This window comes from Planctomycetia bacterium (genome assembly GCA_021413845.1).
Lineage (GTDB): Bacteria > Planctomycetota > Planctomycetia > Pirellulales > PNKZ01 > PNKZ01.
Genome location: JAIOPP010000163.1, coordinates 39,566 through 56,420 on the forward strand (window position 1 = coordinate 39,566; position 16,855 = coordinate 56,420).

General features: G+C 59.1%; 14 protein-coding genes. 4 read left to right on the forward strand and 10 right to left on the reverse strand.

Going from position 1 to position 16,855, the window contains the following annotated elements; translation table 11 throughout:
• Window positions 1-2 precede the first annotated feature (2 nt).
• Together K8U03_26445 and K8U03_26450 are read left to right on the forward strand one after the other, a co-directional pair.
• Window positions 3-1,157 carry a glycosyltransferase family 4 protein gene (locus tag K8U03_26445; GenBank protein ID MCE9608439.1) on the forward strand — a complete coding sequence of 385 codons (1,155 nt, stop codon included), beginning with the start codon at window positions 3-5 and terminating at the stop codon, window positions 1,155-1,157.
• Between the two features lie 94 nt (window positions 1,158-1,251).
• Window positions 1,252-2,331, forward strand: coding sequence for a glycosyltransferase (locus K8U03_26450; protein ID MCE9608440.1), 1,080 nt, complete (start codon window positions 1,252-1,254; stop codon window positions 2,329-2,331).
• On the opposite strand, the gene K8U03_26455 is transcribed toward K8U03_26450, so the two are convergent.
• Both K8U03_26455 and K8U03_26460 read right to left on the reverse strand, forming a co-directional pair.
• Complete coding sequence (locus K8U03_26455; protein ID MCE9608441.1) at window positions 2,328-4,034, reverse strand: ABC transporter ATP-binding protein/permease; 1,707 nt, start codon at window positions 4,032-4,034, stop codon at window positions 2,328-2,330. The two genes, K8U03_26450 and K8U03_26455, sit on opposite strands and share 4 nt — an antisense overlap.
• A gap of 171 nt (window positions 4,035-4,205) precedes the next feature.
• A complete protein-coding gene (locus K8U03_26460; GenBank protein MCE9608442.1) occupies window positions 4,206-4,871 on the reverse strand; it encodes a class I SAM-dependent methyltransferase in 666 nt (221 codons plus the stop codon).
• Window positions 4,872-5,211: 340 nt separating this feature from the next.
• Here K8U03_26460 and K8U03_26465 point away from each other — a divergent pair, with 340 nt between their 5' ends.
• The gene (locus K8U03_26465; GenBank protein ID MCE9608443.1) at window positions 5,212-6,225 is read left to right on the forward strand and encodes an NAD-dependent epimerase/dehydratase family protein; all 1,014 of its coding nucleotides are present in this window, start codon (window positions 5,212-5,214) and stop codon (window positions 6,223-6,225) included.
• Between the two features lie 101 nt (window positions 6,226-6,326).
• Window positions 6,327-7,310 carry a glycosyltransferase family 2 protein gene (locus K8U03_26470; GenBank protein MCE9608444.1) on the forward strand — a complete coding sequence of 328 codons (984 nt, stop codon included), beginning with the start codon at window positions 6,327-6,329 and terminating at the stop codon, window positions 7,308-7,310.
• Between the two features lie 25 nt (window positions 7,311-7,335).
• On the opposite strand, the gene K8U03_26475 is transcribed toward K8U03_26470, so the two are convergent.
• The 8 genes from K8U03_26475 to K8U03_26510 all read right to left on the reverse strand — a co-directional run bounded on the left by K8U03_26475 (window position 7,336) and on the right by K8U03_26510 (window position 16,815).
• Window positions 7,336-10,200, reverse strand: coding sequence for a tetratricopeptide repeat protein (locus K8U03_26475; GenBank protein MCE9608445.1), 2,865 nt, complete (start codon window positions 10,198-10,200; stop codon window positions 7,336-7,338).
• Between the two features lie 172 nt (window positions 10,201-10,372).
• Complete coding sequence (locus K8U03_26480) at window positions 10,373-11,743, reverse strand: hypothetical protein (protein MCE9608446.1); 1,371 nt, start codon at window positions 11,741-11,743, stop codon at window positions 10,373-10,375.
• A 401-nt stretch (window positions 11,744-12,144) separates the two neighbouring features.
• Entirely contained in the window at window positions 12,145-13,422 is a 1,278-nt protein-coding gene (locus K8U03_26485; protein ID MCE9608447.1) for a hypothetical protein, read from the reverse strand.
• A 37-nt stretch (window positions 13,423-13,459) separates the two neighbouring features.
• Window positions 13,460-13,954 carry a hypothetical protein gene (locus K8U03_26490; GenBank protein MCE9608448.1) on the reverse strand — a complete coding sequence of 165 codons (495 nt, stop codon included), beginning with the start codon at window positions 13,952-13,954 and terminating at the stop codon, window positions 13,460-13,462.
• A gap of 164 nt (window positions 13,955-14,118) precedes the next feature.
• Window positions 14,119-14,679: an antitermination protein NusG gene (locus K8U03_26495; protein MCE9608449.1), complete on the reverse strand. Its 561-nt coding sequence runs from the start codon at window positions 14,677-14,679 to the stop codon at window positions 14,119-14,121.
• A gap of 153 nt (window positions 14,680-14,832) precedes the next feature.
• On the reverse strand, window positions 14,833-15,081 hold the full coding sequence (locus tag K8U03_26500; GenBank protein MCE9608450.1) for a hypothetical protein: 249 nt from the start codon (window positions 15,079-15,081) through the stop codon (window positions 14,833-14,835).
• 71 nt (window positions 15,082-15,152) lie between these two features.
• The gene (locus K8U03_26505; protein MCE9608451.1) at window positions 15,153-16,175 is read right to left on the reverse strand and encodes a WavE lipopolysaccharide synthesis family protein; all 1,023 of its coding nucleotides are present in this window, start codon (window positions 16,173-16,175) and stop codon (window positions 15,153-15,155) included.
• A 238-nt stretch (window positions 16,176-16,413) separates the two neighbouring features.
• Window positions 16,414-16,815, reverse strand: a complete 402-nt coding sequence (locus K8U03_26510) for an SgcJ/EcaC family oxidoreductase (GenBank protein MCE9608452.1) — start codon at window positions 16,813-16,815, stop codon at window positions 16,414-16,416.
• Window positions 16,816-16,855 lie beyond the last annotated feature (40 nt).

Sequence of the window (16,855 nt, forward strand, 5' to 3'; positions counted from 1 at the left end):
CGGTGCCTAAGCCTCGTCGTCTCATAACCGTCGGCCACTCGTATGCCGTGGCGCTCAACAGACGCTTGGCGCACGAGATGGCGAAAATCGGTGCAGGGCGCTGGGACGTAACGGTCGCCGCTCCCAAGTTCGTCGCCGGCGATCTAAGCCCGATCGCTTTACAACGCTTTACCGGCGAGGCCTGTCGGCTCGTTGAGATCGACGCCTATCTCACGCAGAAGATCCACGTCATGTTCTACGGTCTGCGACTCCGTGCGTTGCTGCGAGAAGCGTGGGATCTCGTTCATTGTTGGGAAGAGCCTTATATCTTCAGCGGTGTGCAGATCGGGTATTGGGCAGGCAAGGCTCCGATCGTTTATTGCACTTATCAAAACATCGATAAGCAATACCCATTCCCCTTCGCCGCGATCGAACGCTGGTGCGGGCGTCGTTGTGCAGGATGGATCACGGGCTCGCACACCGTCGAAGTCGTAGTGAACAAACGCCCGGGCGGCTTCGGGCAAAAGCCACATCGCATGATTCCCCTCGGCGTCGATCTCGATGCCTTTCGACCCGATGCTTCGGCACGGTCCGAGATTCTAAGAAAGCTGTCATGGCCGTCGGCTGGTCCCCCGGTGATCGGATATCTCGGAAGGTTCGTCCCTGAAAAAGGGGTCGCCATGCTGCAGCGCATCCTAAGTCGAATCAAGTCACCGTGGCGAGCGATGTTCGTAGGTGGAGGGCCTTTGGAATCGGAGTTGCGCGCGTGGGCCGCAACGCAACCGGATCAGGTTCGCATCGTGACCGGCGTCGCTCATGACGAAGTTCCGGCTTATTTGAACGCGATGGATATCCTTGCGGCCCCAAGCCAAACCACACCGCTTTGGCGCGAACAGTTGGGCAGAATGCTCCTGGAAGCCTTTGCTTGCGGAGTGCCGGTGGTCGGCAGCAATTCAGGCGAGATACCTTACGTGATCGGCGACGCCGGGCTTGTCGTGCCCGAAGCCGATGAGCTTGCTTGGTCCGAAGCTCTCGAAAGACTCTTGAACGATTCGGCTTTGCGAGCCGAGCTTGCCGAGCGCGGGCTCCAGCGCGCGCGGGCTGATTATGCATGGCCCGTAGTCGCACGCAAACACCTCGACTTTTTCGATGAGCTCCTCGATCACCGAGAGATCTAATTTGGATTCCGCAACAGGACTCGGTCGAGCCGATGTGAACGCCTCCTTGCGGATCGCCGTCGTGCGTGACTTCCGCGAGGAGTGTTGGCCGAGTATGGATCTTGTAGCCGACATGCTTTTAGAGCATCTCTCGGATGAAGACCCGATCGTGGCGGCAGCCGATATCACACCGTCGTTTCATTCGCTCTGCGGTCGCATCCCCGGCTTCGCGCGAGCGAAGGCGGGCCGCAATTTCGATCGCCTTTGGAACCGCTTCGTGACATTGCCGCGAGCGGTTCGGCGATCGCGCACCGACTTCGACGCGTTTCATATCGTCGACCACAGCTACGCGCACGTCGTTCACGAATTACCGTCGAATCGAACAGGCGTTTACTGCCACGATCTCGACACGTTTCGTTGTTTGCTCGAACCGCATAAAGATCCTCGCCCGCTCTGGTTCCGCGCGATGGCTCGTCGAATTCTAAGCGGCCTGAGCAAAGCCGCGATCGTGTTCCATAGCACTCTCTTCATCGGAGAAGAACTACGCTCGAAGAAACTCGTATCGCCGGATCGCTTGAAGCATGTTCCTTTCGGTGTCGCGCCGGAATTTACTCCCCGCTTAGGCTCTTCCGCATCTCGCCCAACGCGTGACTTCGGCTCTCGGCCTTTCCTGTTGCATGTCGGCAGTTGCATTCCGCGCAAACGAATCGATCTGTTGTTGGCGATGTTTGCGCAGATTCATCGTAAGTTTCCCGATCTCTTGCTTACGAAGGTCGGCGATCCCTGGACGGAAGCGCAAGAGCGACAAATCCACGAACTCGGAATCAGCGACTCCATTCGTCATCTTGGGCGACTTTCCAGACCCGACCTTGCCGAGGCGATTCGCAGCGCCGCCGCCGTGGTGATTCCCAGCGATGCCGAGGGATTCGGGCTTCCCGTCATCGAAGCCCTGGCATGCGGCGTTGCGGTTGTCGCCTCGGACCTACCGATGCTTCGCGAAGCCGGCGGAGATGTCGCCGCATATGCCAAAGCCGGCGATCTCGATGCGTGGACGGAAGTCACCGCAGCGGTTTTATCGGCCGGCGTCGATTCCGCGGAACGAGAACGGCGCTTAGCTTGGGCCTCTCAATTCACGTGGCAACGTCATGCGTGCGCCATCGCGACGGCATACCGCGAGTTGATCGAGCGGCGTTAGCTCGTCGGTAGGACGGCGCTTTCCGCCGTTTGCTCAAGACTTGTCACTTTGCCGTGGCCGACGCTCAGCACTTTGTTGCAGGAGCGGAGCAGGGCAGGGCGATGCGTAACGACGAACGTGATCGCTCGCCCGCGTAGTGCGTAGAGCATCGCAATGATATGCTCTTCGCTCACGGCATCGAGCGCCGCCGTCGGTTCGTCGAAAACAAGCAAGTCGGGCTCGCCGACTAATGCCCGAGCGATGCAAAGTCGTTGCCGCTGTCCGAGCGAAAGCGAAGTTCCTCTCTCGCCGACGAGCGACTCGTAACCCTGCGGCTGCCGCTCGATTTCTTCAAGCAGTCCCGCTTCGGCAACGACGCTTCTGATCTCGGCATCATCGACATCGCTGCGCCCGAAGCGAACGCATTCGGAAATCGTCTCGTTGAATAATGCCGGCTCTTGCTCTACGAACGCCGTCCGGGCGTAGAAGTCTTCGAGGCGAAACAATTCGGCCGGCATGCCGTTCAGAAGTAGACATCCACGATCCGGCGTTCGGAGACCGAGAAGAATTTGAACGAGCGTCGACTTGCCCGCTCCCGACGGACCGACGATGCCGATCACGTCGCCTCGCTCGACTTGCATGCCGACGTCCGACAAGATGAGATGATCCGCCTCATACGCGAAGTCGACGGCACGTAATTCAAGCCGATCGATCCGACCCAAAGGCAAACCACCGGCGGGAACCCCTGCGTCGGCATAAAGTTTCTCAATCGCGATCAATTGCTCCAGCGCCGGTTGCGAATCTTGCACTTGATGGTAAGTCACATGCAAATGCTGAGCGGCGGAAGTGGCGCGAAGCAGTAGCAACAGACTCACGATCGGTGCCGTGCCCGCCGCTTCGCCGCTCAGATAGATCCATGTCGCCCCGGCCAGCAACAATAGGCCGGCGGCCGTTTGATAGAGCGTCGGCAGGAGCGAGCCGATGATGTTTTGTCGTCGGCGCGTTGATGCGATCGTCGACGAGGAAGCTCTAGCGCGCTCTAAGTAGTTTGTCGTCGCGCCGAAGATGCGCAATTCTTTTAAGAGCGCCAAGGTTTGTCCGATTAGGTGTACATAATTACCCAGTGCATCGGCTCGGCTCTTCGCCGCGGCACTGCCGAGTTTCGTGAGGGGGCGAAATAGCGCCACGATCAGCGCTAAAGCCACGACGGTGATGAGGGCAGGCATTGGGCTCACGAACCACGCACAGAGACTTAAGCATGCGATTTGCACGACGTGAGCCCCGCCCCAAGACAAAGCCGTGAATGCCCGTGCGACGCATTCGGCGTGATGCGTCAAGACATGCTGTAGACGGCCCGCAGGCTCTCGGCTCTGACACGCATGCTCTGCATTCAAGAGCCCTCGCAGCAGTCGATCGCGATGCAACTGCTCGTAGCGCTCGACACCGGCGGCCCAAAGATAGACGGCGCTCGCTTGGGCCGATGCGCGCACCACGAACGCAATTCCCAGCAAACTTAGCAGTGTAGGAAATGAGATGTGAAACGAATGAGCGGCTGCGAAGCGAGGCAAGCTGATTACGACGGACGTCGTTCCCAGCGAAGCCAACAGCGGAACCATCAGTGCCACGATCGCGGCCTCCGCCGCCGCCGCCGTCGCTTGGCACGCCGTAAGGGACGCCAAGCGCAACGAGCATCCGGGGAACACGGCCTGAAACAAACGGATCACAACGAGCGGACCTTTCGGCGATGTTGCCAACCTTGCCGATCGACTTCGTCGGCAATCTCTCCACCGGAGAGCAGCGGTATAACAAAACCACCTGCCGGCACCAAGAAGACTTCAGTTCCACAACGGGACCGCCGGCAGCGCATGCTTGGAAGAAAACCCACGAACGCCGGCCTAAGCTCTCGGCTTCGCCGTGATTATGAACTGAATGCCGAATAAGCCCGGCGCTATTTTGACCGCGGCTCGGTCGATCGACTTTCCGATCCCCGGCAGATACCGAGCAAGCGGGAAAACGCCTTGAGCCTCCGCGGAGAGGACGTCGTAGCCTGCTTGCGAAACCAATTCTCGAGCGGTTTGCCGATCGAAAAAGCGAAAATGCGTTCGATCCATAAGCCCACCGTCGGCATACCGAAAACGACCGCAGAGAAACGCCAGCCGCTGTCGCCAAGCCAGCACGTTCGGCAGCGCAACCACCAGCCGGCCCTCCGGCGACAGGAGCGGAGAAAGCCGCTTCAGAAATTCGCCGGGCCAATAGAGATGCTCGAGCACATGACTACAGACGATGCAATCGAAGTTACCGAGATCGCACATGCCGAAGGCGTTGAGGTCGCACACCTCGACGCGATCCAATCGCTTGCGAGCCGCGACGGCTTCGGGCTCGGAATAGGTCAGGCCAGTCACTTCAACCGCTTGCCGATTCTTGAGCGCCTGACCGAGGGTGCCGGTACCGCATCCGACGTCGAGCACTCGTCGGGCCCCGATCGGAATCGCCTCGAAGACGGGAATATTCAACGCGCCATAGGACAGCTTGGCAGCTTCAGCGGCATCCGATTCCGTCATCCAGTTGATCCCATACGAACGGTGCAAGGTTCAGCGTCTCGACGATCTTATGCGTCCGTCGATCGGATGTAATCGTCCGAACTTAGAGTTCAAAGCCCAGATTGATGGTGAGCGATCGAGATGCAGTTAGGCACGAACAAGATATTTTAACGACGCTTTCGACGGAATTCGGACCTTCTTAGGAGAAATACGTCGAATTCACCATCCGCAATCGATCAGGAACCGATCGGCATATTGACACCTTGCGCCTAGGAAATAGATTGAAAGATTGTTTCTTTTCTGAAACGGAAGCATCGAGTCGAGAACCGTTTCTACGGCGGCTCTCGACGAAAGCCCATTCATGTCCACGGCCATAGTCCCGCGCGTTCTCGTCACCGGTGCCGCCGGCTTTATCGGTTCTCATGTCGCCGAGCATTGCTTGGCCCAGGGGATGAACGTCGTCGCAACCGATGATCTTTCGGGCGGCTTCTTGGAGAACGTGCCGACGAAGGCGACTTGGGTCGAAGGCGATCTGACATCGCCGGAGTTCACGGCTTCGTTGTGGACGGATCATGGCCCATTCGACTACGTCTATCATCTCGCCGCCTATGCGGCCGAAGGGCTTTCGCATTTCATTCGTGCTTACAACTATCGCACGAATTTAGTTGCTTCGATGCATGTGCTGAACGAGACGATCAAGTCGAAGGCTTGCAAGTGTTTCGTCTTCACCTCGTCGATCGCCGTTTATGGTCGCGGCCAAGTGCCGATGTCGGAGGACATGATCCCTCAGCCGGAAGATCCTTACGGCATCTCGAAGTATGCGGTCGAGCTCGACCTCCGAGCCGCACATGAAATGTTCGGCACCGAGTTCATCGTGTTCCGGCCGCATAACGTCTACGGCGAGCGACAAAACATCGCCGATAAATACCGTAACGTCATCGGCATCTTCATGAACCAGCTCCTGCAAGGTCGCCCGATGTCGGTGTTCGGCGACGGCTTGCAAACGCGCGCGTTCTCACACATCGACGACGTCGCACCGATCATCGCGCGCAGCCCATTGGTGCGTGAGGCCTACAACCAAACGTTCAACATCGGCGCCGACACACCGTATACGATCTTGCAACTGGCGAACGAAATCGCCGCGGCCTTCGAGAAGCCGGTCGAGTTGCTTCATCTTCCGGCGCGAAACGAAGTCGTCCACGCGTTCTCCGATCATTCGCGCGTGCAATGGACATTCGGCAATTCTTCGCCCGTCGATCTTCGAACCGGCATCCGTCGCATGGCCCGATGGGTGAAGGAGCGCGGCCCCGCGATACCCGTTCGATTTTCCGATATCGAGATCCGCGAAAAGCTTCCGAGCGGCTGGGAAACATGATTCTTCGACATCTGAAGCATTATCGCTGCCGCTTCTTCCCATCCTCGCCGGCCGCGATTCAACTCACGCTCGTACTCAGCCTCATTTAGATCTTCTCTATCGTGTCCAACGAACCTCGCGTCTCCGTTATCGTCAGCAATTTCAACGGCGCAAAGTACCTGCCGAAGTTGCTGGAGACGTTATACGCTCAGCGTGGCGTGCGGCTGGAGATCATTATCGTCGATCGGCATAGTACCGATGCGTCCGCCACGATCCTGGCGAACGATCCCAAGCTGATCGTCATCGCCGAGCGTCCCGAGACCGGCCTCGTGACGGGCTACGCCGTCGGTGCCGAACGGGCGACGTCGGATCTTTTATTCTTCTGTAATGAAGACATGTGGTTCGAACCGAATTGCCTTCGCTTGCTCGCGGAGCGCATCGACCTTCCGAATCGGATCGCCGCGGCCGATCCTTGGCAGTGGACCTATGACGCCGAGATCCTCATTCACGCCGGAACCCGATTTCGGCGGCGACGACTAGAACTCAATACTCCGTATCCGTGGCGGGCCAACGCCTTCGTATGTCCGCTCTCGGTAGGCGAAGAAGTCCCCTTTGGTTGTGCAGGAGCCATTCTTATCCATCGCTCCGCTTACGAAGAAGTCGGCGGTTGGGACCGCAGCTTTTTTCTCGATTATGAAGATCTCGATCTTTTCATTCGCACTTGGCAAGCGGGCTGGAAATGCATCACCGTGCCGGAGGCGAAAGTTTATCACGCCGTCAACGTATCGAATGCCAAGTCGATCGACGGAGGTCGTCAATTGGTCGGTCGACGTCGGACGATTTCCGGCAGATCCAGCTTGATCGTCTTGGGCGTAAAACACTTCTCCACGAAGCACTTCCTCTTGCCGACGTTCGTGTGGCTCGGCTTGCTGCTCAAGCATGCCGCCACGTTCAACGGCACGAAGTTTTGGTGGACCTTACTAGCCGGCAAAGAAACTCTCAAGCGGTTACCGACAGCATGGCGTTATCGTCGCATGCGCAAGAGCCGGGGCTTGCCGACGGCGGAAGAATTTTATCTTGCACCCAAATTCCAAACCGACGATTAATCGCAGTGCAATAAGCTGAGCGACTTTACTGCAAACGCTTCGAACCGATCGCGGAATCCACGGACTCTCGAAATTCGCGGATATCCAGACGCTCCGGCGATAACTCTTCCGCTCGTTTAGCCGCCTTCGAGGCACCGGCGAGGTCGCCGAGGTTGAGCAGTGCGCGACCTAAGATCACGTGTGCTTCCGCGTCTTTCTCGTTTCGTGTAATCGAGGTGCGTGCGACTTCCGCCGCTTCGACATTGGCTCCCGCTTCGAGATAGAGTTCGGCGCAGCGACGGCGTGCTTCGTCGTCGATCTCAGGCAGGGCGTGCAACAACTCGGCTCCCTTGCGGAGATAGATGTTCTTCGGCTCGCCGGAACGAACCAGCAATCGATAACGATCTGCCGCGGCCGCCGCTTCTTTGCGCTGCCCCAGCGCGGCTCTGATGGCGGCAAGATCCAAATACCACTGCGGTTTTCCATCGACCGAGCGCGTCGCCGCCACGAATGCCGCTTCGGCTTGATCGAGCTTCCCGGCATCGGCAAGCGCCGTTCCGCGAACGTATTCATCGGCAGCATCATGCGCATCGGCGGCGTCGAGGAGCTGCGTTGCCTTTTGAAAGAAGGAACGACGCGTCGCCCGATCGGCCGGATCCGCATAATAAGTCTGCGCGACGTCGATAATCGTTTTCGGATCGTCGGGAAGGAGGTGTTCCAAAATTTGCTGCGAACTCAAATAAGCCATCGCCTGCTCCATCATCTGCTTCGATTGGCTTGGCGACAACGTCCACGCTCGCTTCCAAGCCGTGCATGCTTGCTCCGGTCGAGCTGCGTTCATATGCAATTGACCGATCAGGAACAACCAATCGGGCCGCCCTTGAGCGAGCCTTTCAGCTCGTTCGAGATACCACGCGTCGTTGCTCGGAGCTTCGTCGAGAAAACAAAGCTGGGCCATGATCATCTGCGCGTACGGCGACAACGGACAAAGCTCGCGAGCCAGGCGAACCTCGATCAAGGCCGGAAACAAATTCGCTTTTACGATCGGAATTTCGCGTATCGCCTTCAGTCCCGCTTCGTCGCCGATCCTTTCCCTGAGGCCGGCCTCGGAGTGCAATGCTGCGGGAAATTGCCCGACGGCATACTTCTCGCTATCGAGCCGCATCACCGGATCGAGATCCATCTCGCGACGATACTCGCTTGCGTAGCGTTCGACCCACAACTCGGCCAGGCGTAAATGTGCTTCGCCGTCGTCCGGATAAGCACGGACTGCTGATTCTTGCCGCTTAATCGCTTCATCCATGGCTTCGGTCGTGCGTTTCTCTTCATTCAGTACGCGCGTGTCGAGTTCGGCTCGCTCGACGATCGAAGAGCGGAACGTCTCGGACGCGGCCCAACTCACTCCGGCGACGAGAACCGTGAGTGTCGTTATTCCCCAAGCCCAATCGCTCTTGCGTCCCGTGGCCGGAATCGCCTCGACAATCAGGGACGCAGACGAAGCCGAATCATCTTTGGGTTTCGACGTCGCGGATCGCTTAATCGTCGCTCTACGAAAAATCGCTCCGCAACAAACGGCCAGCGGGAACATAACCGCCGGGCGATACCATGCGAAATCGAAGCAAACATGCACGAGTTGCATCGCCACGATCGCCGTCGCAGCGGCAGCGAGCCCGATGTGCTCGGCTGTTTGCGCCCTGCGCCACATCCGACGCGCCGACCGAAAGATCAACCCGCACAGCGCAACGAGCAGCACCACACCGACCAGACCGCCGACGACGAACGTCTCGATATATTGGTTTTCCGCATTCCTACAGAGCGTAAGATACATTTGCCGCTCGAAGGGAACGTGGGCATAGTAGAAGGTTCCCAGACCCGAACCGAACGGCTGAAACAGAGCCCCGGTATCCAGCGACTCGCGCCAGATTCGCCACCGCGATTCTTCAAGAATGCTCCCGGCGAGGATCGAGTCCCAGCGAAGTTCCAACACGGAAGATTGGACGACCCAGACGCCGAGCGCCGTCGCTGCGATCGCGGGCCCCGCCGCTAACCAAAAGAAAGAACGCCGACTCGTGGAGTTGCCGGCGACGATAAAGGTGAGGACCGTCCCGAAGATAGCCGCGATCATCGTTCCGCGCGAAAGCGAAGCAATGACACCCGCGGAAATCGTGATGAGCGCTCCGAAGGAAACGAGCAACGGTGCGTCGACGTGCATCAAGAACCATTGCAGACTATCGATCCCGCGACTCCCGCTCGTGCGCCGCGGGATCCGAGAAATTTGCCACACCGTAAGGCCGATGGCGGCTGCTAAGCTGAGTTCGAGCAATGCTCCCGCGGTGTTTCGATTGAGAAAGGGGCCGAAAGGAGCGGCATTGAGCGGCAGCGGCAACTGAAAATACGGGCCGACGCTTCCCATCGCGCGCTCGACAAGTCCCGAGCACGCAACCGCGAAACCGGTAGCCGCGACGACGGAGAGCAACACCAGCATCGGTTTCGTTTCGCCGAAGAGCGCAGCGCCGAGCGCAACCGAGGCGATGGCGGCGACGAGAAACGCCAGATCGCGTCGCGTGCCCGGCACGTACAAACTTAGCGGACTCGCTTGAGCCTGCACTCCTGGCGACGCCGCGAAATCGCTTTTCCATTGAGCGGCTTTCGGACTCCAATCGCTTGCCGCGACGGTGAGTTGCCAAGCACCCAACCCCGCCGCACAAACCAATAACAGCAAGGGAACGCGAATCGCTTTCCAAGCAACTCCCGCATCCGGCAATTGCGTACTACAGAGAAGGAGAGCGCCGGCGGAAACGGCCATCGCGACGAGCCGCACCGGCATCTGCACGCCGGAGAAGAACCAAGGGATCACCGCAATTCCCAACAGCACCAACCCTTGAGCGGCGAGCCGGCAGTATTTTGACAAGTGTCGATCCTCGACGACGAACTGCTAAGCGAACGACACCGACTTGAGCCTGTTGAGATGATCCAAGAAAACAAAACGGCCGAAATCGTCGTGAGGCGATTCCGGCCGTTCCGCAATTATTTTGACGAGCGGTTGCACATGTCATGCTTCGCTCGAATTCATCAGTACGATACTACAGTGAACCGGAACCGCCCGAACCGGAACCGCTCGAAGAGGAGCCTGCATTACTTTTTCCGGACGCACTGGCAGCGGCCGCAGCTCCTCCAAGACCAAGTGCGCCCAAGCCGCCGAGCCCCCCGCCCGCGCCGCCAAGGCCGCCCCCTCCACCACCACCTAAGCCTCCTCCACCGCCACCGCCTCCTCCGCCAAATCCACCTCCACCACCAAAACCACCGCCTCCTCCTCCGCCGCCACCGGCAGCACGGAAGTCGCCACCGCGACCGCCGCCGCCGCTAGGGCCGAGCCCTCGAGGCTGGAGCACGCCGCGAGCAAACGATACGGACTTGATGTTCGAGGAAGGAACAAGCTCGGCCGGTGCCGGAAGAATTCGAATGCCTACCGCACCGAACTGATCGTTTCCGGCGACGATGAATGAATAAGAACCCGGAAGAAGACCGCTGACTTCATAATTGCCTTGGGCGTTGCTGGTAGTCCGTGTGACGACCCGTCCTTGCTGCAAAAAGTAAATCGTCGTAAACGGAGATGGCACGAGCTTTTCGGAATTGTCGAAATGATTGAGCTGCCCTAAGAGCTTGCCGTTTGCATCCAGATGATAAGAGCTACGCTCGTAAGCGTCGTTCAGGAGGTCGACGGTCGTCGTATCCATTTCCAAAGTGTTGGCTTCGGCCGCTCCCGCTTTGTCGGCGGCTCCCACGACTCCCTTATCGGTTTCCGCAGCCGCGACCAAGCGCATCGGGGATGCGTTTCCGGTTGCACTGACACGTTGCCCATTTTGGATTTCGGCGATCCGCCTCGCGGCTTCGGCGTCGATCGTAGGAATCGGCGTGATGTGCAACCAATCGGCTCCCGGAGCTTCGGCAGCTTGTTTCGTCCCTGCATCGACATTGGAAACGAGGCGCTGCCGGCCGATCGTATTCGCTCGCGGAGCTTCGACTTTCTCCGGCGGTGGAACCACGCGCACGCCCGTAGACGACAATCCCGACGCTCCGTTGGCGATCACCGAGTAGTAACCCGGAGTCAGCCCGGTTGCTTGAAAAGTTCCTTCCGCATTCGGCGTGGCTTGCGAAACGATCTCGCCGTGACGAACGAAGAATAGCTTGACGCGTGCCGGAGTCAGGGCGCCGCCCGAGTCGACCATGCGCACCTTACCTTTTAGGTTGCCGTCCGACTGCAAGGCATATTCATGCCGCATATACGAAGCATAAGCCGCGCTGCGCACCGCGGCATCGACCGCCACCGTCTCGGCAGTGACGGCGTTTTCCTTCTTCGCGTCCGCCGCTTCCACGAGCGCTTGCGCATCGGCGACGATAGGCGTCAGACCGAACGCGGCAAACACAAACGACTTGGTAAGCAACGAATGCATGCGCAGGACGTTCATAGATATGCTTTCTGAGGAACCATTTCCGGAACTGAACTTCCGGAGTTGAGCTGCGTGTCGCGAACTTATTTCAACGACGGCAAAACCACTAAGGAGGTATGGTCTAAGCAGGCATCGTCAAACGGCTTAAATCGACGCATCAGCCTCGATTTGCGTGCCGACGATGCCATTCTGTGATGATATTTGGCTAAGCAGGTATTGCAACGTATTTCTCAACGAATATCGCGAGCGGATCCCCACCAAGCTGACAGCCCACCCAAAAGGCTTGATCCCTGCCGCAAAATCTCCGTTAGGAATGGTTTAGCTCCACTACCGCCTACTTCAATCTTACTTCGCATCGAGGCCTGGGAAAGGAGCGAATCGTGGCGATTCGCGCAGCGGTTCGCCTAGCGTAACATTCCAGGAGCGGCCGGCGGAGACGATGCTGCTTGAGCGGTGCGAGCCGCCGAAGTGCCGCTCGTACCCGCGGTCCCGAAGGGAACCTGGCCGTAAGTCGTTGCCGGGTAAGGATTCGCATAAGGCGAAGCGGCGGCAGTGGGGGCGCTCGAATTCGTCGGAGCACCGGCCCATCCGATGAGGTCGCGCCCGCCGGCAGGTGCCGCGGGATAAGGGGCAGAACCAGAGGACGGTACTCCTACGGCATTCCCATTGCCCAAGGGCGGCACGGCGGTCATGCCAGTAGAACTGGAAAATCCCCCCGAGTTCGAATAGGGGGTCGGTGTCGGAATCGGCGTGCCGTAAGAACCACCGACGGGGGTGGCAGGCTGCTGAGTCGTGTTCGGCCCTCCGGCCGGCAAGCCGGCGGCTCGCACGTTCGGGTCGCCGAGATCGACCACGGCCCAACCGGGATAATTCGGCATCGTGAACAGTTGCGCCGGATCGGCTGGAATATTATTCACCGTCCAAGAGCGAACATCGAACTTCAGCGAGAACTGCGTCGAAGGCCAATTGATCTCGATCACCTGAGGCACGATCGCGCCCGTGGCCGGATCGCGCCATTGGCGACTCGCCAGCGCGCTGGCGACCAGCGTACCGCGCTCGTCGTAAAGGTGTTGCTCGAGCACGAACCCTCGCGCGTCGTCGACGACCGTCACCTTCGTCATCGGGGCGGAGCCGTTCACGCTCGGCAACGTCGTCCGAACTTCCCATTTGCCGTTCCGATTCTTCTGCGGCGTCGAATGCTGATGGTAAGGATCGAACGTCGCCAGGCCGATCGCGTCGAGCAGCCATTCGGGATCGACCGGCACGACTTGCTTCGCCGCGCTTGCCGCGAACTTATCGTGTCGACAAAAATACAACGTCGGAGGCGGATTCCTTCGGACCCAAAACCAAAACACGTCGTCGTTGCTTCCCATATCGACTTCCGCACCGGTGAGCGCCGTCTCTGCGCGGAGACGCAATCTCTTTTGCCGCTCCAGCGCAAGATTGGCGCGCAACGAAGGGGCACCCGGCACGCTCATCACGGCATCCGTCGTATAAAGCGAGCGAATGAGTGCGCTGTTGGCATTCACGACCTGAATCACATCGCCGGTGGATGGGTTCTCCGTCAACACGCGCGGGCCGTAGATCGCCGTCACGTTCGGATTCGGCCGATGACATTGAGCGCCCCCCGCCGAAACGGCGACGACGCAAGCGAAGAGCAGGGCAGCCGGTTGTTTGATCACTTCCGCGACTTTCGTAGGTTTTCTTAGCAGCGGCCGGTTAACTCGGAGCGTACAACAATTGGCCCAAATAAGCTTGAATCTCCGCCACGCGTGGTTCGCTCGGATCGACGACCCGAACTCGATACGTCTGCTCATCGCGCGGGCAGTAGAGCACCATCGTCTCTCCGGCCACACCGGTATCGTCTTCCTTGACCGTCTCTTCCAGTCGCATCAACCGCCGGCGAATCAACAGCAGCGTCAACACATAACGTAAATCATATTGCTCGGGCGAGTCTTCCAACTCGGCGAACAGTTGCAGCATCACTTCGCTCGGAGCGAGCTTCTGCTTCTTCGACCCTTCGCGAGCCGGCATCGTCGACTTCCACCAACCGATCGCGTCTTCCGGCGGACCGTTCCAAGAAGCGGCCGAGTAATCGAGTCGCTTCACCATCGCTCCGTCTTTCATCAGCACGGTGTAGTAAGTCTCGCCTGCTGCGATCTCACGCCCGCTGACGGCGCAAGTCCGCGTCGATTTAACAACTTCGAAATCCATCGCGATGCCGAACGTTCCAAAGAAATCGCCTGCACGAGTCTCGATCGAGCCACGCCCATACGGGTGCGGGAAGGTACAAGAAACCGCCGGCGACGGCAAGGTTGTATGCACGCGCTTACAGCAATTGCTCTGCATGCGGCGACGGCAACGATGCGGCCGCCGGCTTAGATCCGCTCGACTTCGAAATCGTCGAGTGCCAGCGAGGCGCCTTGCTGGAGAAAACGGACGGCTACGAGCAGCCGTTCTTTTCCTTGGCGCGAAATGACGACCCCTTCCATCCCGCGAAACGTCCCCGTCTTCACGCGCACCGGAGTGCCGGGCTCGATCTGCGATTCGATCGTCAGCGGCACGCTCGCCGCGATGAGTTTACGGATTTGACGCAAATCGGTCGTCAAAGTCGTGCCGTCGGGAACCGGCAACCAACGGCTTACGCAATCGCTCGTCAGAGCGAGTCGCCGCGCTTCGTCGTCGCCGTAAGCGAACACATAGCCGGAGAAGAGAGGCATAAACGAGTCGCGCGTTCGGCCGGAAGGAGACTTCGAGCGTTTGCGAATCGTCGGCCCGTAGAAGGGAATTTCGAGCCCGCGGAGCACGCGCATGAACTGCTTTTCGCGTCGCGCACGAAGATAAAACGCCCACCACCCGCGCCCCAACTCCGCGCCTACATCCGGCCGCTCCAGAAAGTCGGCAGGATAAAGATCGATCTCGGCGGGGAGCAAAGGCATGACGGAAGCGAAGCGGTCGGGGGAGAGATGCTCGAATGCAGTTGCCGATTATACGTCGGACCCTCGTTTCCGAAAGCAGCGACACGCCGACGCTTCGAGAAACCGGAACGCATCGTCGACCGAGTCTTCATCGGCTTCGGCGGAGCTTCGATCTTATCCTGCTTCGAAAAATCGTGAGTCGCTGCCGCCGTAAGCGATCTTTACCACGATCGCTCGCGAGCACTTCGGGCAGTGGCCTTGATAGGCAGTTGCTTCGCGGTTGACGTAGATCCGCGCATAGACATCGCAACACACGAAATGGACGCCGAGAAACGGTCGCCCGGCTGGGTGCCCGGAAGCGGCGCGAGATTTTCCGTCGCCGTCTTCGGGATCGCTCGAAAGATCAAGATTCTCACCCACCATAGCTACGAATCCTAAACGACCGGCTCACGCCGAACACTGTCCTTCGTTCACCAATACCTACATCGCCGAACTTATCGATCCGATTTGGAAGCCATGAGATCCGAATTCGCAAACGGATCGGCTTGCGGCCCGCGCGTCCAACTCAGCAGTCGCTGCCCGATCGCATACCAAAAGTAGAGGTAAGCGTTGAAATAGCCGCGCGCGTCGATCCAAGGAACCGTGGCCCTCGGATCGCAGTAGCGGCGATACAACCGACGCCATTCGCAATGGGTATACACGGCGATACTCTCGAAGTCCCACAGCGAGCCGCGGCGCCCCTTGAGATACTTTAAGCCGAGTTGGTTCGGCGAAGCGAGCACGAGATTGTTCGCAATCGTTCGTTCCGTCGCTTCGATCGCGCCGTCGGCCACGTCGGTCATGTGGCGACAAGCAACGTCGCCGTGCTTCCGCAGCAGGCCGAGCCACATCGTTTGCTCGGGCGCATAGCGTGCCGTCCTTCCACCGAGAAACGGAACACGGGCTCGATCTTCCAAACCGCACCAATTCGACGTCTCCGGCTCGGGTGCGAGCGGGATATCCCAAAGGTTGCGCAAGTCTTCGCTGCGACCGAAAAAGAACCAGTCGCTCGGATGAAACGGCATCGGCGCAAACCGCCGCGGGTTGATCGAGAAGACCGTCGAAGCGACGACTCGTTCGCGAAAGATTCGATCATCCCCGCCGTAGGCGTTGAACTTACCGAAGTAGTGCAAGAACCGATCGCCGAGCAACTCGAAGTCGGTTCGCAACTTCACGGCGTAGGGACGTTCGACGATTCGCATTCCGGCACCCGTCGACACGATTTGTCGATTGATGTTGTTCGGCGTGCGGCGCGCATCGAGCGGCACCGCGCCGGGATCGTCGCTCAAGACGAGTCGATCGAACGACAAGCCGGTGACGTCGGCACCTTTCCATGTCGACAAGATGATCTGCGCCTCCGGCAGATGACGTCGCACGGAGCGCAAGCAGCGGTCGGTAAATCGCTTCGCCGGTGGATCGCTCGGTCGGCCGGCGACCGCACCTTGCACAACGACGGAAATCTCACTGCTTGAAATCATCCGTGGCATTCCCGACGATTCTTTCGCTCACATTCGGTCACGGAAAAGGCCGATCGAAGGCTCAACCGCACAGCCGATCCATCCGGCGATCTTCGCTACTAACGGCCGGCAACGGCCTGGAATTGTGTCGCTCTATGATGTGAGAGATCGCATGGCGTGACATGCAAAAATACACCTTACCCCCTCGCTTATCGGCCTGCAACGGCGATTAAGCGTCGAGCACACGAACCACACAAGCCTAGTCGACCTTCACCAGCAGATTCGCATCGCGCGCGAGCAGCCAGCGGCCGTTTTCTTTTCGGAGCACCGTAAGCGTGTGGCCCGCGCGCTTGATCGGCGGCGCGCCGCCGGGCGGAGTCGCGGTGACCGAAAGCTTGGTCCACATGAAGGCCCACTCGCCCGAGACTTGCACTTCTTGGATCTCGCTCTTGCCGTCGATCTGCAAACGCTCGCCGAGCGGACCTTGCTGCGGCTTCGCCTTTTCGGCAAATGCGGCCTTACCCATCATCGGCGGCTGGCCCGGCTGCAGAAACACGACGTCGTCGGTCATCAAGCTTAAGACCGCACCGATGTCGCCGGCCTTCGACGCCTCCATCCATTGGGTCACGACGTTACGGATCTCTTGTTCGTCGGTCGTCATGATCGATTCTCGATTCGATAGGGGCATCATTCTACGACAC

Coding starts and splice junctions, on each gene's coding strand:
- K8U03_26510 (MCE9608452.1), bottom strand. CDS start 16,815: ATGACGACCGACGAACAAGAGATCCGTAACGTCGTGACCCAATGGATG.
- K8U03_26505 (MCE9608451.1), bottom strand. CDS start 16,175: ATGATTTCAAGCAGTGAGATTTCCGTCGTTGTGCAAGGTGCGGTCGCC.
- K8U03_26450 (MCE9608440.1), top strand. CDS start 1,252: ATGGATCTTGTAGCCGACATGCTTTTAGAGCATCTCTCGGATGAAGAC.
- K8U03_26480 (MCE9608446.1), bottom strand. CDS start 11,743: ATGCATTCGTTGCTTACCAAGTCGTTTGTGTTTGCCGCGTTCGGTCTG.
- K8U03_26465 (MCE9608443.1), top strand. CDS start 5,212: ATGTCCACGGCCATAGTCCCGCGCGTTCTCGTCACCGGTGCCGCCGGC.
- K8U03_26500 (MCE9608450.1), bottom strand. CDS start 15,081: ATGGTGGGTGAGAATCTTGATCTTTCGAGCGATCCCGAAGACGGCGAC.
- K8U03_26460 (MCE9608442.1), bottom strand. CDS start 4,871: ATGACGGAATCGGATGCCGCTGAAGCTGCCAAGCTGTCCTATGGCGCG.
- K8U03_26490 (MCE9608448.1), bottom strand. CDS start 13,954: ATGGATTTCGAAGTTGTTAAATCGACGCGGACTTGCGCCGTCAGCGGG.
- K8U03_26495 (MCE9608449.1), bottom strand. CDS start 14,679: ATGCCTTTGCTCCCCGCCGAGATCGATCTTTATCCTGCCGACTTTCTG.